The organism is Aquimarina amphilecti (genome assembly GCF_900109375.1).
GTDB classification, from domain to species: domain Bacteria; phylum Bacteroidota; class Bacteroidia; order Flavobacteriales; family Flavobacteriaceae; genus Aquimarina; species Aquimarina amphilecti.
This window is the reverse complement of record NZ_FOAB01000003.1, coordinates 353280-374965: the sequence shown is the minus strand read 5'-3', so window position 1 is coordinate 374965 and position 21686 is coordinate 353280. Positions and strand designations below refer to the sequence as shown.

21 protein-coding genes are annotated in these 21686 nt (G+C 32.7%); 10 read left to right on the top strand and 11 right to left on the bottom strand.

The features are described 5' to 3' along the window. Nucleotide 1 precedes the first annotated feature (1 nt). The 3 genes from BMY33_RS09385 (at nucleotide 2) to BMY33_RS09375 (ending at nucleotide 2494) form a co-directional block, all read left to right on the top strand. Entirely contained in the window at nucleotides 2–799 is a 798-nt protein-coding gene (locus BMY33_RS09385; RefSeq protein ID WP_091407790.1) for a tetratricopeptide repeat protein, read from the top strand. Between the two features lie 209 nt (nucleotides 800–1008). Then, entirely contained in the window at nucleotides 1009–1230 is a 222-nt protein-coding gene (locus tag BMY33_RS09380) for a hypothetical protein (RefSeq protein WP_091407788.1), read from the top strand. Between the two features lie 142 nt (nucleotides 1231–1372). Beyond that, a complete protein-coding gene (locus BMY33_RS09375; RefSeq protein WP_091407787.1) occupies nucleotides 1373–2494 on the top strand; it encodes a pentapeptide repeat-containing protein in 1122 nt (373 codons plus the stop codon). Nucleotides 2495–2502: 8 nt separating this feature from the next. Here the strand turns inward: BMY33_RS09375 and BMY33_RS09370 are convergent, their stop codons facing one another. Next, nucleotides 2503–2937, bottom strand: coding sequence for a hypothetical protein (locus BMY33_RS09370; RefSeq protein WP_091407785.1), 435 nt, complete (start codon nucleotides 2935–2937; stop codon nucleotides 2503–2505). Nucleotides 2938–2939: 2 nt separating this feature from the next. Continuing rightward, nucleotides 2940–3635: a methyltransferase domain-containing protein gene (locus BMY33_RS09365; RefSeq protein ID WP_170837049.1), complete on the bottom strand. Its 696-nt coding sequence runs from the start codon at nucleotides 3633–3635 to the stop codon at nucleotides 2940–2942. Between the two features lie 71 nt (nucleotides 3636–3706). Between BMY33_RS09365 and BMY33_RS09360 the strand changes: the two genes are divergently transcribed. Further along, nucleotides 3707–4282, top strand: coding sequence for a nitroreductase family protein (locus BMY33_RS09360; RefSeq protein ID WP_091407782.1), 576 nt, complete (start codon nucleotides 3707–3709; stop codon nucleotides 4280–4282). 56 nt (nucleotides 4283–4338) lie between these two features. On the opposite strand, the gene BMY33_RS09355 is transcribed toward BMY33_RS09360, so the two are convergent. The 4 genes from BMY33_RS09355 to BMY33_RS09340 are packed head-to-tail and all read right to left on the bottom strand — an operon-like array spanning nucleotide 4339 to nucleotide 7173. Further along, the gene (locus BMY33_RS09355; protein WP_091407780.1) at nucleotides 4339–4704 is read right to left on the bottom strand and encodes a hypothetical protein; all 366 of its coding nucleotides are present in this window, start codon (nucleotides 4702–4704) and stop codon (nucleotides 4339–4341) included. Between the two features lie 53 nt (nucleotides 4705–4757). Next, nucleotides 4758–5531: a TIGR03915 family putative DNA repair protein gene (locus BMY33_RS09350; protein ID WP_091407779.1), complete on the bottom strand. Its 774-nt coding sequence runs from the start codon at nucleotides 5529–5531 to the stop codon at nucleotides 4758–4760. Between the two features lie 9 nt (nucleotides 5532–5540). Continuing rightward, nucleotides 5541–6803 (bottom strand): putative DNA modification/repair radical SAM protein, encoded by a 1263-nt coding sequence (locus BMY33_RS09345; protein ID WP_091407777.1) that lies wholly within the window; start codon nucleotides 6801–6803, stop codon nucleotides 5541–5543. Next, nucleotides 6793–7173 (bottom strand): endonuclease domain-containing protein, encoded by a 381-nt coding sequence (locus BMY33_RS09340; protein WP_091407775.1) that lies wholly within the window; start codon nucleotides 7171–7173, stop codon nucleotides 6793–6795. The genes BMY33_RS09345 and BMY33_RS09340 overlap by 11 nt, the downstream gene beginning before the upstream one ends. Nucleotides 7174–7340: 167 nt before the next feature. Here BMY33_RS09340 and BMY33_RS09335 point away from each other — a divergent pair, with 167 nt between their 5' ends. Beyond that, nucleotides 7341–8108 carry an XRE family transcriptional regulator gene (locus BMY33_RS09335; protein WP_091407774.1) on the top strand — a complete coding sequence of 256 codons (768 nt, stop codon included), beginning with the start codon at nucleotides 7341–7343 and terminating at the stop codon, nucleotides 8106–8108. Here BMY33_RS09335 and BMY33_RS09330 read toward each other — a convergent pair. From BMY33_RS09330 to BMY33_RS09310, 5 genes are all read right to left on the bottom strand, one after another. Then, entirely contained in the window at nucleotides 8105–9103 is a 999-nt protein-coding gene (locus BMY33_RS09330) for an App1 family protein phosphatidate phosphatase (RefSeq protein WP_091407772.1), read from the bottom strand. The genes BMY33_RS09335 and BMY33_RS09330 overlap by 4 nt on opposite strands. Before the next feature lie 80 nt (nucleotides 9104–9183). Further along, on the bottom strand, nucleotides 9184–11589 hold the full coding sequence (locus tag BMY33_RS09325; RefSeq protein ID WP_091407771.1) for a sodium-translocating pyrophosphatase: 2406 nt from the start codon (nucleotides 11587–11589) through the stop codon (nucleotides 9184–9186). Between the two features lie 111 nt (nucleotides 11590–11700). After that, complete coding sequence (locus tag BMY33_RS09320; protein WP_091407769.1) at nucleotides 11701–12231, bottom strand: inorganic diphosphatase; 531 nt, start codon at nucleotides 12229–12231, stop codon at nucleotides 11701–11703. Between the two features lie 201 nt (nucleotides 12232–12432). Next, complete coding sequence (locus BMY33_RS09315; protein WP_091407768.1) at nucleotides 12433–14931, bottom strand: DUF5686 and carboxypeptidase-like regulatory domain-containing protein; 2499 nt, start codon at nucleotides 14929–14931, stop codon at nucleotides 12433–12435. Between the two features lie 377 nt (nucleotides 14932–15308). Beyond that, the gene (locus tag BMY33_RS09310; RefSeq protein WP_091407766.1) at nucleotides 15309–16286 is read right to left on the bottom strand and encodes a pyruvate dehydrogenase complex E1 component subunit beta; all 978 of its coding nucleotides are present in this window, start codon (nucleotides 16284–16286) and stop codon (nucleotides 15309–15311) included. A gap of 164 nt (nucleotides 16287–16450) precedes the next feature. Here BMY33_RS09310 and BMY33_RS09305 point away from each other — a divergent pair, with 164 nt between their 5' ends. From BMY33_RS09305 to BMY33_RS09285, 5 genes are all read left to right on the top strand, one after another. After that, nucleotides 16451–17197 (top strand): electron transfer flavoprotein subunit beta/FixA family protein, encoded by a 747-nt coding sequence (locus BMY33_RS09305; protein ID WP_091407764.1) that lies wholly within the window; start codon nucleotides 16451–16453, stop codon nucleotides 17195–17197. A 63-nt stretch (nucleotides 17198–17260) separates the two neighbouring features. After that, nucleotides 17261–18229, top strand: coding sequence for an electron transfer flavoprotein subunit alpha/FixB family protein (locus tag BMY33_RS09300; RefSeq protein ID WP_091407762.1), 969 nt, complete (start codon nucleotides 17261–17263; stop codon nucleotides 18227–18229). Nucleotides 18230–18316: 87 nt separating this feature from the next. After that, nucleotides 18317–18934: a bifunctional nuclease family protein gene (locus BMY33_RS09295; protein WP_091407760.1), complete on the top strand. Its 618-nt coding sequence runs from the start codon at nucleotides 18317–18319 to the stop codon at nucleotides 18932–18934. 54 nt (nucleotides 18935–18988) lie between these two features. After that, the gene (locus BMY33_RS09290; protein WP_091407759.1) at nucleotides 18989–20701 is read left to right on the top strand and encodes a NupC/NupG family nucleoside CNT transporter; all 1713 of its coding nucleotides are present in this window, start codon (nucleotides 18989–18991) and stop codon (nucleotides 20699–20701) included. Nucleotides 20702–20859: 158 nt separating this feature from the next. Then, complete coding sequence (locus BMY33_RS09285; RefSeq protein WP_091407757.1) at nucleotides 20860–21684, top strand: thymidylate synthase; 825 nt, start codon at nucleotides 20860–20862, stop codon at nucleotides 21682–21684. The last annotated feature ends 2 nt before the right edge of the window (nucleotides 21685–21686 follow it).

Below are 21686 nucleotides of genomic sequence, written 5' to 3'. Positions count from 1 at the left end.
TATGGAGCAGGAAATAGAGAAATACCTCAATGGTGAAATGACCAAGGAGGAAACGATCATTTTTCTAGAAAAAATAGATGGAAATCCAGATGCAAAAGAAGCTCTAACTCTCTATCAAGAAATGAATACCATTTATGATAGTGAAAATTGGAACATAACGGATAAAAAGCCTTCTTATAAAAAAATAAGAGAGTATGAAGAGTTTTTTAAGGGAGATAAAGGAGCGTCTGTTAAAAACGCAATTGGTAAAGCAGAACAATCATATTTCGAAGAGCCGCAAACATCTAAAATGAAACGCATTTTTCTTTATGTTGGAGGGATAGCAGCTATTTTTATCGCAGGACTGTTTCTTTTAGGGCAGTTTAATAAAGATATTGATAATAGTCAATTATATGCGGAGTATAAAGATTGGAATGTACTACCTTCATTAGTTTTAAGAGATGGAGCTACTGAATTAGCAGATATAGAAAAATTGTTCAGGAATAAAAAAAATGAAGAATCATTGATCCTGATAGAAAAATATATGACAGAAAATAATCAAGAAGCGAATTCACAAATTCTTTTATACTTAGGTGCCAATCAACTGGAGTTAAATAAGAACGAAGATGCGATTGAATCTTTTACAAAACTACTTACTAATAATACACTTGATTCATCTAAAGCACATTGGTATCTAGGATTGTGCTATTTAAAACTTGGTGAATTAGGGAAAGCAAAAATAGAGTTTAAATCACTGAAAAATAGTGGTTTGAATTTCAAAAAAACAGAAATAGAAGAATTACTTACCTTATTAGATTAAAACTCTAACTGTTACTGTTATTTTGATGATATCTTATGTTAAAGGATATCATCAATAGTCTTTTTTGTATTAAACTTCTACGTTATTCTCTAAATCGATGAAAGTTGCCTTTTATCGAAAATCATCATTTTTCTAAAGTTTTATATTCATTTTTAGAAAGTTAGAACATTACTTTCATTATAAAATTTAGAAACAAATCTGGTTGAAAAATGAAAGAGGAGCTAAGTATTTCGGATTTAAGAGAGGTTATTCGTAACCTAATTACTTTCATAGCTGTTGAAGGTAAAGAGTATGTTAATGAAAACAAGAAGAGTGATTATGTGGCAAGCTATCTAGTACTTTTAGCTAAAATCATTAACCAGGTAGAGGAAGGTGAACAAACTTCGTTAGTTGAGAGTATTACAGAAGATATTTCTAATTATATAAAGTAAGGGTATGGTTTTTTTGGACTATATTTTATTATGTTAGATTTGGAAAGCCTTTTTTTTATAAAAAGGCTTTCTTTTTTTTATTTGGTATTAATCATTTAACTTTAATATATTGGAGATTGAAAATCCCAAATTCTAGAGTAAAGTGACTGAACAAGAACGAATAGAACAACTAGAGCAAGAAAAGCAGCTACTTCAGGATCAATTAGATCAGATAAAGAAAAGAAAAGAAAAGAAAAGAAGTGTTGGATTTTGGTTGTTAAAAAAATCCAGTGTTCCTCTCTTAGGGATAAAACTTAAAAAAAGTATTAATAACGCCATAAGTGAATATAAACAGACAAAAACTGTTTCTGTAGATACTGTTTCTGATGTTTCTTCTAATATAATTTGGCGTATAACTAGAATAGGTCTTTTTGGGTTGTTTGTAACACTTATTCCTTCTGTTATCTTATTGTATCAGACAAAATTGGTAATCAACCAGAATAAATTAGTAGATAATCAAAATGAATTAATAGAAGCTGAGAGAAGATCTTCTTTAGTTTTTATTATGGATAACTTGCTTTCTGACCTTAGTGAAGAACTAAAATATAAAGGATCTAGCGAGCGTAATATTAGTCCAGTTTTAGAAGCAAGAATAGCTAGCTTATCAAGAGCAATGAAGCCATACAGATATGAAGAAGATGGTGAATTAATAGATAAAAAAATAAGTCCAGAAAAAGGACAGTTACTATTTAGTTTGATAAGAAGTGATCTAGCAGACCAGTCTTATAGAGAGATCCTGGATGCATCTGATTTTAGCTATACGTATTTTAAAGATATATTTTTGGGAAGAGGAGTTAATTTAAAATATGTCAATTTAAACCACTCTAATTTATCAGAGGTAAATCTTCCGGCGGCCAATTTAGAACGAGGTGAATTAATGTTTGCTAATTTAGAAAGGATAAATCTTTCTGATGCAATATTAAAAAGAGCCAATTTAACCAATGCTAATCTAGTCAATTCTGAATTATTAAGTTGTGATTTTACCAATGCAAAACTGTATGGAGCGGATCTAACAGAAGCAGATTTAACAGAAGCTACTTTATGGGGAACTAAGTTAGATGACGCAGATTTATCAGATGTTGTTTTAGATAATGTGATCGTACATCGACAAGATTGGATAACTTATGTTAAAGATTCTTTGGATCTAAAAGGAGCTGAAGATATTCAGGATAAATATCGAGTTAAAAAACAAGGGAAACAACAATTCATTCTAGTTAAAAAGTAAACTATAAATTATAGGTCATTTTTGAAAATTAAATTATGAATTTTAGTGACCAACCAGTTTCCTGCCGGAAAATATAAAGCAAAAAATAAAGCCATTCCTAAGCTAAAATTCTGAGGATTAAATAATTCATCAAGTATGTTGTTGGGGTATACATATGAAGTTTGTAACCAATATCCCAAAAATTCCAGAATACCCATAGCTACTAATCCATATGCATATTGATTAAAAAAGTTATATTTTTTTAATACAATTGAAATCGGAACCATATATAAAATATAACAAGTGATCACTTGCCACCAGTAACTGAATCGAGCAATTTCCATTTCTGCACCAAACTCATTCATTCCTAATCCCCATAAAAAATATACGGTGATATATGTAAAGATCATTGTTTTAGGAGTTTCCTTTATCTCTTGGAGGTTTTGAATAAGGATTTCTTTCATGATTAGAGGTTTATTTTTGTTATGGTTCTAAACCAAAATTTTTCATTTATAGTATAATTTTTCACATCACTCAGATCTAAGATGCTTTTTAATTCATTAACGGTAAAAGCTCGCTGTATAGCTATTAATCCATCCTGTTTCGCTAATTTGGAAATAGGTAAAAAATAACTTGAATATTTAAACAAAAAATATGCTGTTTTACTTCTTTTTAATTCACTAAATATAATATGCTTAATTCCTTTTTCTCTAATTCTTTGTATAAATTCAGTTAATTCTTGGTCTTCAAAGTGATACATAAAATGACTACTTATTATAATGTCACAATCAGGAATTGAGAATGAATGATCTAGAATATTGTCTGTTTTAAATTGTATATGATTGTATTTAGAGCTGGCATATCTAATACTTTGCGGATTTCCGTCAATTCCCAAAAAAGTTGCTTCAATTCCTTTTGCGTTTAGTGTATTAGAGATATTGTAAAGACTATCACCACCTCCACAACCTATATCAACTATACGGAACTGTTTTTTATTTGGATTTTTGATGCAATAATCAAGAGTACTTTTAGCGAGTTGTTTATGATTTCCAAATAGCTTATTGATTAATTTTAAACTGGATAATGTTTTCGATAATGTTTTTCCCGAGAGGGATAGGTTATCAAGTTGTTCAGCTGTATGAAGACGAATTCGTAAATTCAAAATCTAATTGGGATTTTATTTTTTATTGGTCTCAATATTAATAATAACTTTACAGTAAAAACATAAAATTCATGAATAATGAATATTTAAACCAAATTATTAGGGAACGTAGATCAATTTTCCCTTCTCAATATAACGATAAGCCTGTCACTAAAGAGTTTATTAAGATTTTGTTAGAAAATGCTAATTGGGCGCCTACGCACCGATTAACAGAACCGTGGCGTTTTAAAGTTGTTCAGGGAGAAGCAAAAGATCGCTTAGGGACTTTTTTGTCAGATACGTATACGGATATCACTCCTGATGATAAATTTTCGCCGTTTAAAGCTAAAAAAATCAAAGATAAATGTAATGCTTCTAGTACTATTGTGGCTATATGCATGCAACGAGATCTTAAAGAAAGAGTTCCTGAATGGGAGGAAGTAGCGGCAACGGCTATGGCAGTTCAAAATATGTGGCTTACTTGCACAGTCAATAAAGTAGGATGTTATTGGAGTAGTCCAGCTTTAATAAAGTTTGCTGGGGAATTTTTCGAATTCGAAGAAGGTGAAAGATGTTTAGGGTTTCTATATTTAGGGAATTATGATTCGGAAGGTGATTTGACTTCTAAACGAAATTCTATAGATGAAAAAGTACAATGGCTTGGGTAAGAAATAAAAAACCCTTCCAAATTAATGGAAGGGTTTTTTCATATATATAATATATATTATTGCTTTTTAAGCGCGTCGGTAGCTTTATTAGCTCCGTCTTTTACTGCATCTTTTGCAGCGTCAACTGCATCACCAGCAGCGTCTTTCGCAGCATCAACTGCATCACCAGCAGCATCTTTTGCAGCGTCAACCGCTCCGTCTACTGCTTCTCCAGCAGCAGCTTTTACTGAATCTACTACTTCTCCAGCAGCTTCTTTTGCTTCTTCTACTGCTTCTCCAGCAGCTTCTTTTGCTTCTTCAGCAGCTTCTTTTACTTCTTCTACAGCTTCATTAGCAGCATCTTCTGCTTTGTTTGTATCTCTACAAGAGGTTACTGAAACTGCTAACGTTAGAGCAATCGCTCCTAAAAATAATCTTTTCATAATTGATAGATATAGTTAATTGGGTTATTGAACGCCAAATTTAACATTTTATTTTATATATTGTTTTTTTCTATCAAGTATTTCCAATACCGCCTTGGAAGATGTTGTATATGTAGCTTTGCGTTTTTTCTAGATTTTATATTAACATTGTCGAAATATGTCTTCCATAAATATTGAAACTCTAACTCATCACTAGTATAATGTTCTTTAGCAACAGTAGTGTTTTGTTTTGAGAAAAAATCTAAAGTAATTATCTCTACTTTATGAAGATTATAAAATATTCCATAGGCTCTTTTTACATCGTAAATTAACCATTTCTGATCTGCATATCTGTCCTGGAAGTGATTGATTAATAATGGTAATACATTAAAATCGGGTTCTATGGTTGCAACAAAAATATCATCTTTTGTTTTTTTAAACCTTACAAAAGCTTCCATTCGATGTTTTTCTCTACCCACCATTTTGGCGACTTGACTTATTTTAAGAATATCCTTATTACTGTAATCAATTAGTTTAGAATGTTCTTCTTTAAACATATTCTTTAGATAAGAAAAAAGAGTATTCTCGACTCCCTTAATTTCACTTAAAAATGCGCTGAAAATAATTTTCTGTTGCGATTTACTTGTTTTATTCTTTATACCTCGCCAAACTCTTTTAGCTTTAATCTTATCAGTGTACACAGTTTCTGAAATAGTGAATAGTTGATTGTTCATTTCTTGTTGTCTTCGTATAACAGGATAGACAATTTTTTGTTCATAGATTATAAAGACACTAGATAAGAACCCATCAAAACTTCCGTCATAAATTAAAATAGTTTGTGGATTCATATCTTATTTTTAAGGGAAAAGGCTTAATTGATTTGTAAAATACTTGTCATGTTTGCTTTTAGAAGTTTTCATAATTAGATTCTTCAAATTTAAAGGAGACATATCTTTATGAAAAAAATTATTCGAATTACAGGTTATAAAATATTTTGACCGGTTTAAAGAGATACCAATTGCTTTGAGATGAGACCAATCTAATTTTCTGAATCTTCTAGCTTGTAATATTTTTGTTACTGATTGCATTCCTATTCCGGGCACTCTAGCTATCATGTTTTTATCCGCTCTATTAATATCAATGGGAAACATTTCCATATTTCGTAGCGCCCAACTTAGTTTAGGATCAATATCTAATTCAAGATTTTTATGTTGATCATTTAATAGTTCATGCACAGAAAATCCATAAAAACGTAATAGCCAATCGGTTTGATATAGTCGGTTTTCTCTTAAAATAGGTACTTCAGTTTGAATAGAAGGAAGACGATTATCTGTTGTTATCGGGATATAGCCAGAGTAATATACTCTGCGCATATTAAATTCTTTATAATAGTAGGTGGCAGAACGCATTATATCTCTATCGCTTTCGCCTGTAGCTCCAATAATCATTTGTGTACTTTGACCTGCAGGAGCGTATTTAGGTGTACTTTTTATTAATTTTCGTTCCGTTTTGTATTGGATGATTTCATTTTTTACTTTTTTCATAGGCTTTATGAAATCTTCATGCTTTTTGTCTGGAGCTAGAAGTTTTAGCCCGGATATTGTGGGGATCTCTATATTAACACTTAGACGATCAGCATAAAGTCCAGCTTCTCGCATCAGTTCATTACTTGCACCTGGAATAGATTTTAAATGAATGTAACCATTGAAATTTTCTTCTAATCTAAGTTTTTTTGCAACGGCAATTAGACGTTCCATTGTGTAATCAGAATTTTTGAAAATACCGGAACTTAAAAATAACCCCTCTATATAGTTTCTTCTATAAAAATTTATAGTAAGGTCTACTACTTCTTGAATTTTAAAAGCAGCTCGTTTTATGTCATTACTTTTTCTTGTAACACAGTAAGCACAGTCAAAAATACAATGATTGGTAAGTAAAATTTTTAATAAAGATACACAACGTCCATCTTCTGTGTAGCTATGGCATATGCCCATTCCAGTATTATTACCTAACCCTTTTTTGGTATTTGCTCTTTTTCCTCCACTACTGGCGCAGGATACATCGTATTTGGCAGCATCCGCTAGAATTGTTAGTTTTTCGCGAATTCGATCAAACGACATACGAATTTTGATTAGAGATCTTTATTTCATGTTTTAATGCTCTAAATATTTCTTCAATATCTACTAGGATTTGGTAATCTGTAAAGCGCAGTACAGTTATACCTAAAGAATTAATATGTAATTTTTTTGGAGCATCTTGACTATATACTTCCGAAAATTCATGTGCATATCCATCTATCTCGATAGCAATTTTTAACGCAGGACAATAGAAATCAAAAGTATAATTATTGACCTTATGATTTCGAAGGAAATAAAATCCCTTGTTAGTCAATCTTTCATAAAGTTCTTCTGTAGCAGGAATAGAATTATTTAACGAATACTTGATGATTTTTTCGGATTCTGGTTGGTGCAATAGAATTTGTGATCTCATAAGATTATAGTTAACTAGTAATTTTTCCAAATTTATGGAATAATTCCAATAAAATAAAAATGAAATAGTGTTAAAATTGGAAATATTCCAAAAAATAGTATATTTGTTGTATAATTATACCAAACCGGAGTAACAGAAATGTATGCTAATAAATAAATAATAGTTGTATGGATAATTTAACTAACCAAACCATTCAACGCTTTAAATCAATCCGTGAGGAAAATCATCTTACACAATCTGATTTTGCTAAGGTTCTGAATATTAAGAATTCAACTGCGGATATAGAGAGGGGAAAAACAAAAATTTCAGGAACAGTTGTTTCTAAATTACTTCAGGAATTTGGAGTTAACCCTCTATGGTTGTTTGGCGAGAGTGATCAGAAGAAAATTCAATTACAAAATGGAGACGTCGCACCTAAGGTTGTTACGGTAGATTCCGAAAATAATGAGAATATTGTTCTCGTTAATGTAAAAGCGGCAGCTGGTTATCCTCATAATGTTCAGGATGTAGATTGGTATCAACAGTTACCGGCCTTTGATATACCATTGCCAGAATATAGAAATGCTACTTACAGAGGATTTCAAGTTGAAGGTGATAGCATGTTGCCAGTCTTGGAACCCAAAGAATGGGTAATTGGTAAAGCTGTAAATAACCTTTCTGAATTAAGGAGTAATGCTTTGTACGTAATAGTACTGCAGGATAGCGTAGTGGTAAAGAAGGTAAGGAAAAATGAAGATTCATCATCATTGACGTTAATTTCTTTAAATGTGGATTACTTGCCTTTTACAATTCAAGCACATCAAATAGTAGAGATTTGGGAGGTAAATAGTAAACTTAGTTTTAATATTGATGCTAATTCTGATACAGCTAGTATTAAGCAATTACAAGATGCTATGATGGTATTAACCTCAGAAGTTCGAAATTTGAAAAACTAATTGATGAAATTCAGGCTTCTGGCGTGTTCCTCTGCTTCTTGGGATGAATGAACCAAAAGAATAGGAGTAGTTGTAAAGGAATTAATAATCCTAGTAATTCGTTTTTCTTTTCTTTTATGATTGACACTTCTTAGATAAATGGCTAATATTTGGTTAGGAAACTCTCTGGCTATTTCCGTATAGATGTCTGCATCTTTTTCTCCACTATCGCCAATTAGTATGAATTTTAAGTTGGGATATGTTTTTAAAATATTTAAAATTTCTGATTGTTTATGTGGAGCTGTAGGTTTTGGGGTTTTGTCAAATGGCGTTCTGAAATCTCTTAATAAGATGGGACCTTCTGGAAAATAGTGTTTTTTTAAAAAAGCTGTTAGATAATCATATAAATTCCAAGGGCTATTACTAACGTAAAATATGGGGTTTATAGGTTTGTTGTTTTTGCCTAGTTTTAGTTTTTGATAAAATTGTACTGTTCCTTCTAGAGGTAATCTCCTATCAAAATTTTTGAAAAAAGTATTTGCAATAACTCTCCATTTAAAAAGAGAAGCAACGCCAGTGTGTAAAATTGTATCATCAATATCACTTATTATGCCATAGGATGCATTATTGGAGGGGACTAGCATTTTGCCCTTAAAGATATTGGATTGAATTACTTTTCTGTTACCAGTAGTGTTATAAGAGACTACATAATTTATATACCCTTCTTTATTTAGCAATTCATTAGGGTTTGATATAATTTCATCAAAGTTATAGTATCCTTCGGTATCAGTGATTGCGGTAAGTTTTTGACCATTAGATAGCTTCAAATCAATATTCGCTTTCCTAATTTCATCACTTTCGAACTGCCTGTAAATGTTTCGTAATGTTTTGAAAGTTCCTGTATTTCCATCGAAATTGACATTTTCATCTTCTAGCGCTCTACCAGTTGCTCTTAATCTGTTTGCGGTACCATACCCTAGATAAGAATTGATTCGTAGTGGTTTTTTTTTGAACATTATAAGCTATTATTGCTAAAATATAAAGATAAAAAACCCCGCTAAATAGCGAGGTTCTTTAATAGATTGTTTTAAATAAATTATTTTATTGCAGCTTTTATTTCTTCAATTTTTGTTTTAACCTCGTTTTCGGATCCTTTTAATTCTTTAATCTCAGTAGAGGATTGACCATTTTTAGTTTTTGTAATAGTGACTTTAGCGTTGGCAATATCACCATCCATATTCATTTCAACTTGGATTTGTTTTTTAGTTTTGTCAGAAGAAGATGTGGTCTGGATAACTTCTATTTCATTAGTTGCAACTGCTGTTTCGGAAGTGTGCCCTCCAAGAATTGGCGCAATTACAAGACCAATAAGACAAGTTAACTTTATTAAAATATTCATAGAAGGTCCAGAAGTATCCTTAAAAGGATCTCCAACGGTGTCTCCAGTTACAGCAGCTTTATGTGCATCAGAACCTTTATAAGTCATTTCACCATTTATTTCTACACCTGCTTCAAATGATTTCTTGGCATTATCCCAGGCACCACCAGCATTATTTTGAAATATTGCCCATAAAACACCAGACACAGTAACTCCAGCCATATATCCTCCTAGCATTTCTGCTATAGCTTGATGATTCATCCCAAAAATCATTGGAATAAATGCAATTGCTAACGGGAATCCAATGGTTAATAATCCAGGTAACATCATTTCTCTTAAAGATGCTTTAGTTGATATAGCAACACACTTATCATATTCAGGTTTTCCTGTACCTTCCATAATTCCTGGAATGTCTTTAAATTGGCGACGTACTTCTTGTACCATTTCCATAGCCGCTTTTCCTACTGCATTCATTGCTAATGCAGAAAATACTACGGGAACCATACCTCCAACAAATAGCATTGCTAATACGGGTGCTTTAAATATATTAATACCATCAATGCCTGTAAAAGTTACATAAGCAGCAAATAAAGCCAAAGATGTTAATGCAGCGGATGCAATTGCAAATCCTTTTCCCGTTGCCGCGGTTGTATTACCTACGGAATCTAATATATCAGTTCGCTCTCTTACGATTGGTTCCTGTTCACTCATTTCTGCAATACCACCAGCATTATCTGATATTGGTCCAAAAGCATCTATAGCTAATTGCATAGCCGTAGTTGCCATCATTGCAGAAGCAGCTAAAGCGACACCATAAAATCCAGCAAAAGCGTAAGATGCCCAAATTGCTCCAGCAAATAATAAGACAGAAGGGAATGTAGAAATCATACCAGTTGCTAAACCAGCAATAATATTAGTTCCAGCACCTGTACTTGATTGTTGTACAATTTTAAGGATAGGAGACTTTCCTAATCCTGTATAGTATTCGGTTACTGATGAAATAACAGCTCCTACTATTAATCCAACAAGAGTGGCATAGAATACGCGCATTGCAGAAATTTCTAATAGTCCTTCTCCAAAAAACTCCATTTTCATAGTTTCTGGAAGCATCCACTTGCATAGTGCAAAGCAGGCTGCGGCTACTAGGATAATTGATGTCCAGTTACCTATATTAAGTGCTCCCATTACTTGGGATTCCTTAGCATCGTTACTTTTAATTTTTACTAACATAGTACCAATAACAGAAATGATGATACCTACACCGGCAATAGCCATTGGTAATAAAATTGGGCCAATACCACCAAACGCATCTGCAATATTTCCTCCCATATCTTTAATAACATAGTTTCCTAGTACCATAGCTGCAAGTACTGTAGCTACATAAGATCCAAATAAATCGGCACCCATTCCAGCAACATCTCCAACATTATCTCCAACGTTATCCGCAATTGTAGCTGGGTTACGAGGGTCATCTTCCGGAATACCAGCTTCTACTTTTCCAACTAAATCTGCTCCTACATCCGCAGCTTTTGTATAAATTCCACCACCAACACGAGCAAATAAAGCAATAGACTCAGCTCCTAAAGAAAATCCAGCTAAAGTTTCTAGAACAATAGTCATATCTCCGGTATTGGTCCATTCGCCACCCATAAAAAAATGAAAAAAGATAATAAAAAATGCAGTTAGCCCTAAAACAGCTAAACCAGCAACACCAAGTCCCATTACTGTACCTCCTCCAAAAGAAATTTTAAGAGCGTTTGGTAAACTACTACGAGCAGCTTGAGTGGTTCTTACATTAGTTTTAGTAGCAATTTTCATTCCTATATTACCTGCAAAAGCAGAGAAAACAGCTCCAAATATAAATGCTATAACAATTAACCAATGAGTAGTTGGTACTACAAAAGATACAACAGTAAGTAAAATACTTACTATTACTACAAATATTGCAAGTAATTTGTACTCTGCATTTAGGAAAGCTAAGGCTCCTTCATAGATATGATCTGAAATTTCTTTCATTTTACCATCACCGGCATCTTGTTTCATTACCCAAGATTTTTTAACCAGCATATAAATAAGCCCTAGTAATGCCAAAACTATTGGCATATAAATCATATTTGATTCCATTAAATGTATTTTTAGTTAATTAGTCGCTAAATGTAGTAAAATAAAGCTAAAAAGAAAAAGCGCAATATTTTGTTAAGAATATTGCGCTTTTATTTATTTTTTGTATGGACTTTAATGAATACTGAACAAACCTTCAGGTTTGTTTGGCATATCCTCAAAACGTTTTACACAAGCTTTAATGATTTCTCTGGCTTCATCTATATTTCCCCAACCACCAACATCAACTTTTTTCTCTTCTAAATCTTTGTATACTTGAAAGAAATGTTCTATTTCTTTTATAAGGTGCGGGTTCATTTCTTTTAGATCTGCTAAACGACTAGCTATAGGGTCTGCTACAGGTACACAAATGATTTTTTCATCAGGACCTTTTTCATCTGTCATATGAAAAACACCTATCGGTTTTACTTCCATTACACATCCAGGAAATGTAGGTTCTGTTACCAATACTAGAACATCTAGTGGATCACCATCTAATGCTAAAGTTTCTGGGATGAATCCATAATCTGCTGGATACATCATAGAAGAAAAGATCATACGATCATAACGAATCTTCTTTATATCAAAATCGTATTCATATTTATTACGGCTTCCTTTTGGAATTTCGATTAGTACATCGAAACTTTCGCGATTTGCTGCGCTCATATTTTTGTTCTCATTTTTATGGGCGGCAAAGATAAGTATTACAGGGGGTTGGTTAAAATTTATAGGCAAAAATAACAGGTTTTTGTGCTAAATTTTAATGTTATGGTAACCTTAAACCTTTTCGTACATGTAGATGTATGATAATTTACTACAAAAATTCACGAAAAATTAAAATATGATAATGATGTTAACTTGTTAGGTTTAGAAATAAAACCCGAACGACCCGGTTACACCGAAATCACGTGCATCAGGATTGTCAAAGTAATTCCCTCTAAAGTGAAAGTCAATTCTGAACACTTTAAAAATATTTCCAACACCAACACTATATTCCCAATATATTTCTTCATCAGGAGCTCCTACAGTTTGTAAAAAACCAGAGGCGTCGAGTGCAATATTTTCATCCGATAATTCTCCCCAAACTCCTCGGACACCAACAAGTTCTCGTAAATTTAACTTCCTTAATAACGGTATTCTGGAAAAAATTCTACCATTAAAATTATGTTCAATATGTACAGCGGCATATGTATCTGTAACAAATTCATAAAAGTTAAGTAGCGGAAATGTGTTTTGAATAGATAAATATGTTTGGTTACCAGGAACTACACTTAATAATCCTAATGGCACTTCTCCAAAAGTTTTACCTACTTCTAAAGAGCTATTTAGAACACCAAAACCACCTATGTTCCATGGTTGTCTGTAAAAGAATTGAAGTTTTTGATATTCAAAATCACTTTCCAGGATATGGTCTAAACCTACTGAATAGTTAAGGAATAGCTGAGCATAATCTCCATCATTTACAACAATTCTATCTACTCCATAACCAGTAGTTTTCCGTCCCGGATAATATGCTAATGAGGTTGCTATTTCTGCCTGCTTAATTTCAGATTTTATTTCTCCTGTGTCAGGATCAAAAAAGTCAAGACTAAATAAATCGTCATCAGCAGGTTTTAGAGTTCTATATGATCCAGTAACTCCAATAGTGAAATTCTTTCGAGGTTCTATTTGCATCGAAAAAGCAGATAGATTTATAGATGTTAATCTACTATTATCCCCCGTAGCAACTATTGATGACGATGCTAAACTTCGACCTTCTACATCATTTGTGTTAGTAAGACTGGCTCCTAGCTGTTCTACATCTCGTCGGTTTCCAGCAGAAACAATTAATCTAGACTTTCTGTCTACCAGATACTTTCCAGAAATTCCATATTTAAATTTATTATCTCTAAAACCGTAAGCTCCATATCCTTCGATTCTCCATCGATCATTTGCTGTAAAATATGTTCGACCTCCTGCTCTTAACCTAAACCCTTCAATTGTATTATATCCCACTGTGGAGAATAATGGACCAAAATCCCACCCATTAAATTCTACATAACCAGTAGCTAGTATCGTACCTACGTTATAAAGTCTTTTAAAAGCTTTTACTGTTCTAAGAGTATCAAGTAATTTATATACTTTTTGTTCATCTTTATTAAGGTCTTCCATCCTTGCGTTAGACCAAAAAGAATCATCTCTATTATAAATATCTTGATTATAAGGGTCTACTTGGCTTTGATAGAATTTTTTATCTTTCCTTTGGTCAAACTTATAGTTGTTGTATAACGTGGTTCTTTTTCCATATACTCCTCTGGATTTTTCTTTTTTGTTAAATGCGAAATCCGATTGAAAATAATCTTTTGTAATAAGAAAAATTGAATCATTTAGTACATCAAATTCTTGTTCGATGTATAAATCTTTCACCCAGTTTATATTTGCACTTTTAGTGACTTCAAGATTAATTTCCTTGATTGCCCAGGTTGTGTCATTTACCCAAAAATCTCCTTTAAAAGTTAACTCATTTTTTCTTCTAGGGTAATAAATAATGTTATAACACCATTTATTACCTATATACGCACTATCTGATAAAACATAGTTATATACATTTATTCCAGTTCTTGATAAAGGACTGGTAAAGCTTTTGTCAAAAAACTTAAGGTAATTATCATAAATGTCATAATCAGAATAAAGATCTTTTACAAATGCGATAAGTGTTTGGTTGTCACTAAATCCTGCATTTTTATTACCTTTTAAGACTTCCTTAAGTTCATTTAGTTGGTTGTCACCATATACTTTGGAAATAGCTTCATTAAGAAAAATTGGTAAGTATGTTTTACCGGTAATTCTCGAAGTATCTATATCTTCGAAAATAAATTCCATTCCATTAAAAATTCTGCTGTTTACTAAAGCACTATCAATTGTGTTTAGATCAAATTCGAGTTTTTCGTATTTATCGTAGTTGTATTGCTTGAACTTTTTAACACCATTTTCTCTTCTGTTGTCCCAAATTTTACGAAGGATATCTATAGCGGGATTATTTTTTTTCGAGGTTTTTCCTTTATAAATAACAACTTCATCTAATGAAGCGGCTTCCTCTTCTAAAACGACTTCCATATTATAGGTTGTACGTTTAGAAAGTTTTATTGTTTTTGTTTCAAAACCAATAAAAGAAACTTTAATACTACTGTGATTTTGATCAGATTCCATGTAGAACTTACCATTTTCATCTGTAATAGTACCAATTGTTGAATTCACAAAAACAATGTTAGCGAATGGAACAGATTGTTTATTGCTGTCATAAACATGACCACTTACTTTAGTTTGTGCGAAAACGAAGGAGTTGCTAAAAGCAAAAAATAAAAACCCTAAAACCCAATATTTCATCTAATATTTTTAAATAATTATGGTTAACATCATTAAATTGACTTCTACTCGATTGAAATAATTCCATGTTTTAAAATCAAAAAAAGAACAATTAAGCCCTCTTTTTTTTAAAATCAAGTAAATGTTATTCTATCTAAAACACATCAATATATAAAAACCCTACCTCTGAATTATACAAATTCAAAAATGTTTTGTGTTAAGCTTCCGATTATAAAGTTTAACACAAAACATTTTTAAATATATAAAATCAAAATTTCAAAGTATCTCTAAAGATTGACGTTTGTAAACTTGTGATAGTTCATCAAATTCCGAGCCAATTTTATAGAAAAACAAATTAAAATTTAAAAACTATCAAAGGCAAAGAAAAAGGGTTCATTTTATTTATACATCACTTTTTTGACAGCTTTAACAACATCTTTGCTGTTTGGTAACCATTCTTCAAATAAAACAGGAGAATAAGGTGTTGGAGTATCCGCTGTGTTTATTTTTACTATCGGAGCATCTAAATAATCAAAAATATTTGATTGAACCTGATAAGTGATTTCGGAAGCGATATTTGCTAGAGGCCAAGCTTCTTCCAGAATAACTAGTCGATTGGTCTTTTTTACAGATGTGAAAATAGCATCTAAATCAAGTGGGCGTACTGTTCTTAGATCAATAATTTCGCAAGATATATTTTCCTTAGCAAGTTCTTCAGCAGCTTTAAAAGCTTCTTTAATTATTTTACCAAAAGAAACAATAGTTACATCAGATCCTTCTTTTTTTATTTCTGCAACACCAAGGGGAATTGTGTATTCTCCTTCAGGCACCTCACCTTTATCACCATACATTTGCTCACTTTCCATAAAAATAACTGGATCATTATCACGGATCGCTGATTTTAGTAGGCCTTTCGCATCTTTAGGATTAGAAGGGATTACTACTTTTAAACCTGGAGTGTTTGCGAACCAGTTTTCGAAAGCTTGAGAGTGTGTAGCACCTAATTGTCCTGCAGAGGCAGTTGGTCCTCTAAATACAATAGGGATGTTAAATTGCCCTCCACTCATTTGACGCATTTTGGCTGCGTTATTAATGATTTGATCAATCCCTACTAGTGAGAAATTGAACGTCATGAATTCTATGATTGGACGATTACCATTCATTGCGCTACCTACACCTATACCGGAAAAACCTAGCTCAGATATAGGAGTGTCAATAACTCTGTCAGGGCCAAACTCATCGAGCATACCCTTACTAGCTTTATAAGCTCCATTGTACTCAGCCACTTCTTCACCCATTAAATAAATAGACTCATCTAGGCGCATTTCTTCGCTCATTGCTTCGCAAATTGCTTCTCTGAATTGTATCGTTTTCATTTTTAAAATAATTATTTTTGTGCTACACTAAAGGCAAAAGTAGCAATTAATACCCTTTACTAATCATTGAAAATTGAAAAATTTATTATGCACGCATAGTAAATTCGACATTTTATTTGTACTTTCGCTTTTATTATTAAATTCTCAAAAAATACCTATATAAAATGAAGATATTAGTTTGTATTAGCCATGTGCCAGACACTACTTCTAAAATTAATTTTACAGAAGGAGATACTAAGTTTGACACAAATGGAGTACAGTTTGTAATTAATCCTAATGATGAGTTTGGATTGACGCGCGCTATGTGGTTTAAGGAAAAGCAAGGTGCATCTGTTGATGTTGTAAATGTTGGAGGAGCAGAAACTGAACCTACTTTAAGAAAAGCATTAGCAATCGGAGCGGATAATGCAATAAGAGTGAATACTGAAGCTACAGATGGTTTTTATGTTGCAAAACAGTTAGCTAAGGTAGTACAAGATGGTGGATATGATCTTGTAATTGCAGGAAGAGAGTCTATTGATTACAATGGTGGTATGGTTCCAGGGATGTTAGCTGCTTTAACGGGAGCTAATTTTGTAAATACTTGTATCGGATTAGAAATAGAAGGAGATAATGCTACTGCAGTTCGTGAAATTGATGGAGGAAAAGAAACTTCGACAACTAAGTTGCCTCTTGTTGTTGGTGGTCAAAAAGGTTTAGTAGAAGAAAGTGATCTTCGTATTCCGAATATGAGAGGAATTATGATGGCACGTAAAAAGCCACTGACTGTTGTAGAAGCAGTTGAAACTGCACAAGAAACAAAAGCGGTTAAATTCGAAAAACCTGCTCCTAAAGGAGAAGTTACTTTGGTTTCTCCAGATAACGTAGGTCAATTAGTTGAGTTATTACATAACGAAGCTAAAGCAATATAATAATTTAAATGAATGCCTATTTCTAGTAAGCGGAAAATAGGCTCAATATAAAAAATAGTATATATGTCAGTTTTAGTATACACAGAAAGTGAAGGAGGGAAATTTAAGAAAGCAGCTTTTGAAGTAGCCTCTTATGCAAAAGAAATAGCAAATATGCTTGGTACTACAGTTACAGCTGTTAGTGTTAATGCAGAGAATAGTGGTGATCTTGGAGCTTATGGAGTAGATAAAGTGTTAGAAATTAAAAACGATAAGCTAGCTACTTTTAATGCAAAAGCATATGCTGACTCATTAAAGCAAGCGGCAGAAAAAGAAGGATCGAAAGTTGTAGTTGTTAGTTCTAGTGCGGATAGCAAGTTTTTAGCTTCTATGTTAGCGGTAAATCTTAATGCAGGATATGCTTCTAATGTTGTAGCATTGCCAGAAAGTGCATCTCCTTTCACTGTGAAAAGAACAGCGTTTACAAATAAAGCATTTAACATTACCGAGATCTCTACTGATGTAAAAATAGTAGGATTATCTAATAATGCATTTGGTTTAAAAGAAGCTCAAGGAGCAGCTACAGCGGAAGGATTTGATCCATCATTGTCTGATGCTGATTTCGGAGTTAATGTAACGTCGGTTGATAAAGCAACGGATAAAGTTTCTATAGCAGATGCCGAAGTTGTAGTTTCAGGAGGAAGAGGTCTTAAAGGACCTGAGAATTGGGGGATGATAGAAGAATTAGCTGATGTGCTTGGAGCGGCTACCGCTTGTTCTAAGCCAGTAAGTGATATGGGATGGAGGCCTCACGGAGAACACGTAGGACAGACAGGAAAACCTGTAGCTACCAATTTGTATATTGCTGTTGGGATTTCTGGAGCAATTCAGCATCTTGCAGGAATTAATTCTAGTAAGGTAAAAGTAGTAATCAACAATGATCCTGAAGCACCTTTCTTTAAGGCGGCAGATTATGGTATTGTTGGTGATGCCTTTGAGGTAGTACCTCAGTTAATTGAAAAATTAAAGGAATTTAAGGCGAATAACGCATAATTTTCATAAATTGTGCCCAATCAAGGGCTGTTTGAACTCAGGTAAAGTCCATTTGTTCAAACAGCCTTTTTTTTATTGAAAATTACTATGAGTTTAGTTCGTCTGAACATAAAAGGAATATCTTACAGTCAAACCCAAAATGGGGCCTATGCATTAATTTTAAGCGAGGTAGATGGAGAAAGAAAATTACCAATTGTTATTGGTGCATTCGAAGCACAATCAATAGCAATTGCTTTAGAAAAGGAGATTAAACCACCTCGTCCATTAACTCATGATCTATTTAAAAATTTCGCAGATAGATTTGATGTAGTGGTTAAACAGGTAATCATTCATAAGTTAGTGGATGGTGTTTTTTATTCAAGTATTATTTGCGAGCGTGATAAGATCGAAGAGATTATAGATGCTAGAACGAGTGATGCCATAGCACTTGCATTACGTTTTCAAGCCCCTATTTTTACGTATAAAAACATCCTAGATCAAGCGGGAATTTATCTTAAAGTAAATCCTAAAAAAGATGATGAAGATGATGCTGAAAGTTTACTTGTAGATGAGTTAGTTTCTGATGACGTGGAAATGGTTGGCAAAGAAACAAGTTATCAGGATTTATCTCTGGAGGAATTAAATCGTATGCTTGATCAAGCAGTTGGTAATGAAGATTATGAATTGGCGGCTAGAATAAGAGATGAAATTTCAAAACGAGGTTAGTTTTGAGTAAGCTTACCACATATTCCGAAATATTATAACGTTACTTCTATTTTTATGAAAAAAGGACTATTTTCTTTCCTGTTATCATTATTTGCTTTTACCATACTTTCAGCTCAATCTATAGAGAAAAGTTGGATCCTGAAAAATGTGAAAGGATCTTCAGATAGTGTATTTGAAGTTGGAGACAACGATTATTTAAATTTGGGAGAAGGTTTGTTTTCTTATGAATTTAATAATAAGATAGAAAATCTTAAAGGTGATTATCTTGCTCAAAATAATGTATTGTTATTTTTTCCGGACAACGCAGAAGATTCTATTATAAAGTATAAAGTTCGTAGTATTACGGATTCTACTTTGATCTTATCTAAAAAAGATGTTATATATTCCCTTGTTGCTAAAAAAGAAATAAAGGAAATAACAGAAGCAACTCCTATAACAACAAATAACGAACTGATTCCTAATCAAGGTTTTTCTTTTACTAGTTTTTGGAGAGGAGTTTTAGGAATGATTGTGTTATTGATTATAGCATTTCTTTTTAGTAGTAATAGAAAATCAATTAATTGGAAAACAGTTGGATTAGGTATCGGGTTTCAATTAATAATTGCCATTGGAGTTTTAAGAGTGCCATTTATTCAAACGATATTTGAATGGGTTGGAGGTTTATTTGTTAGTGTTTTAGACTTTACTAGGGCAGGAAGTAAATTTCTGTTTGAAGGTTTGGTTGTAGATATGGACACCTTTGGTTTTATATTCGCTTTTCAAGTATTACCAACTATTATATTCTTTTCTGCCTTAACTTCCTTGTTATTTTATCTAGGTGTTATTCAAAAAGTGGTAAAAGGCTTGGCTTGGTTGTTAACTAAAGCACTAAAGATATCTGGGGCAGAAAGTTTAAGTGTTGCTGGTAACATCTTTTTAGGTCAAACAGAAGCACCTTTACTAATTAAAGCATATTTAGAAAAGATGAATAAGTCTGAAATGCTATTGGTTATGATTGGTGGTATGGCAACGGTTGCTGGAGCGGTACTGGCAGCTTATATAGGGTTTTTAGGAGGAGACGATCCAGTTTTAAGATTACAATTTGCCAAACATTTATTAGCAGCTTCTGTGATGGCAGCTCCAGGAGCAATTGTTATCTCTAAAATACTATTTCCGCAAACGGAAAAAATTAATACAGATGTTTATGTTTCTTCGGAAAAAATAGGATCTAATATTTTGGATGCTATAGCAAACGGAACAACTGAAGGTTTAAAGTTAGCGGTTAATGTAGGTGCTATGTTATTAGTCTTTGTAGCCTTTATTGCCATGCTGAATGGTATATTAGGTTGGTTCGGAGATATTACATCTGTAAATACATGGATAGCATCGAACACCGCATACCAAAGTTTATCTCTTGAGCTTATTTTAGGTTATCTTTTTGCACCATTAATGTGGTTGATTGGAGTTGCTGAAGAAGACATAGCTCTAATGGGGCAACTTCTAGGGATAAAATTAGCAGCCAGTGAATTTGTTGGCTATATACAATTGGCAGATCTAAAAAATATAGCAAATGCGACGCATTTAACCTATAACAAATCCGTTATCATGGCTACGTATATGTTATGTGGTTTTGCAAATTTTGCATCAATAGGGATACAGATTGGAGGAATTGGTTCTCTTGCACCTGGACAAAGAAAAACATTGTCAGAATTTGGAATGAAAGCTTTAATTGGAGGAACTATTGCTTCACTTTTATCTGCAACAATAGCTGGAATGATTATCGGATAAAATAAGATGTGTTTTTTTGTTAAAAATATAATTAAGCAATCAGTTTTACAAGTATTTCATAATCTACACATTAAACGATATCTCAAAACCTATTTTTTGTATATTTGACAAGAATTAGTATAATTTTAACAAACTCAAAAGAAAGTTAGTAAGGGAGTATGAAGCAATATTTGGATCTAGTGCGGCACGTACTAGAAAATGGGAATGAAAAAGAAGACCGCACTGGAACAGGAACTAAGAGTGTTTTTGGACATCAAATGCGCTTTGATTTAAGTGAAGGATTTCCAATGGTGACTACTAAAAAACTTCATTTAAAATCAATCATATACGAATTGTTATGGTTTTTGAATGGAGATACAAATGTTAAATATTTGCAGGATAATGGAGTTCGTATTTGGAATGAATGGGCAGATGAAAATGGAGATTTAGGACCAGTTTATGGACATCAATGGCGTAATTGGAATGGAGATGAGATTGATCAGATTAAAGAAATCGTTGAGTCTTTAAAAAACAATCCTGACAGTAGACGAATGTTAGTGTCTGCTTGGAATCCTAGTGTTTTACCAGATACTTCTAAGTCTTTTTCTGAAAATGTAGCTAATGGTAAAGCAGCATTACCTCCTTGTCATGCTTTTTTTCAATTTTATGTAGCTAATGGAAAGTTGTCTTGTCAGTTGTATCAGAGAAGCGCTGATATTTTCTTAGGAGTACCATTTAATATAGCATCCTATGCTTTATTTACAATGATGATGGCTCAAGTTTGTGGTTATGAAGCAGGAGAGTTTGTACATACGTTTGGAGATGCTCATATATATAATAATCATATAGAACAATTAGAATTACAGTTGTCCAGAACACCTAAAAAATTACCAACAATTAGGATCAATCCTAAGGTGGAAAATATTTTTGGCTTCGTTTTTGATGACTTCATACTGGAAGACTATAATCCGCACCCTCATATTAAAGGTGCAGTTGCAGTTTAACC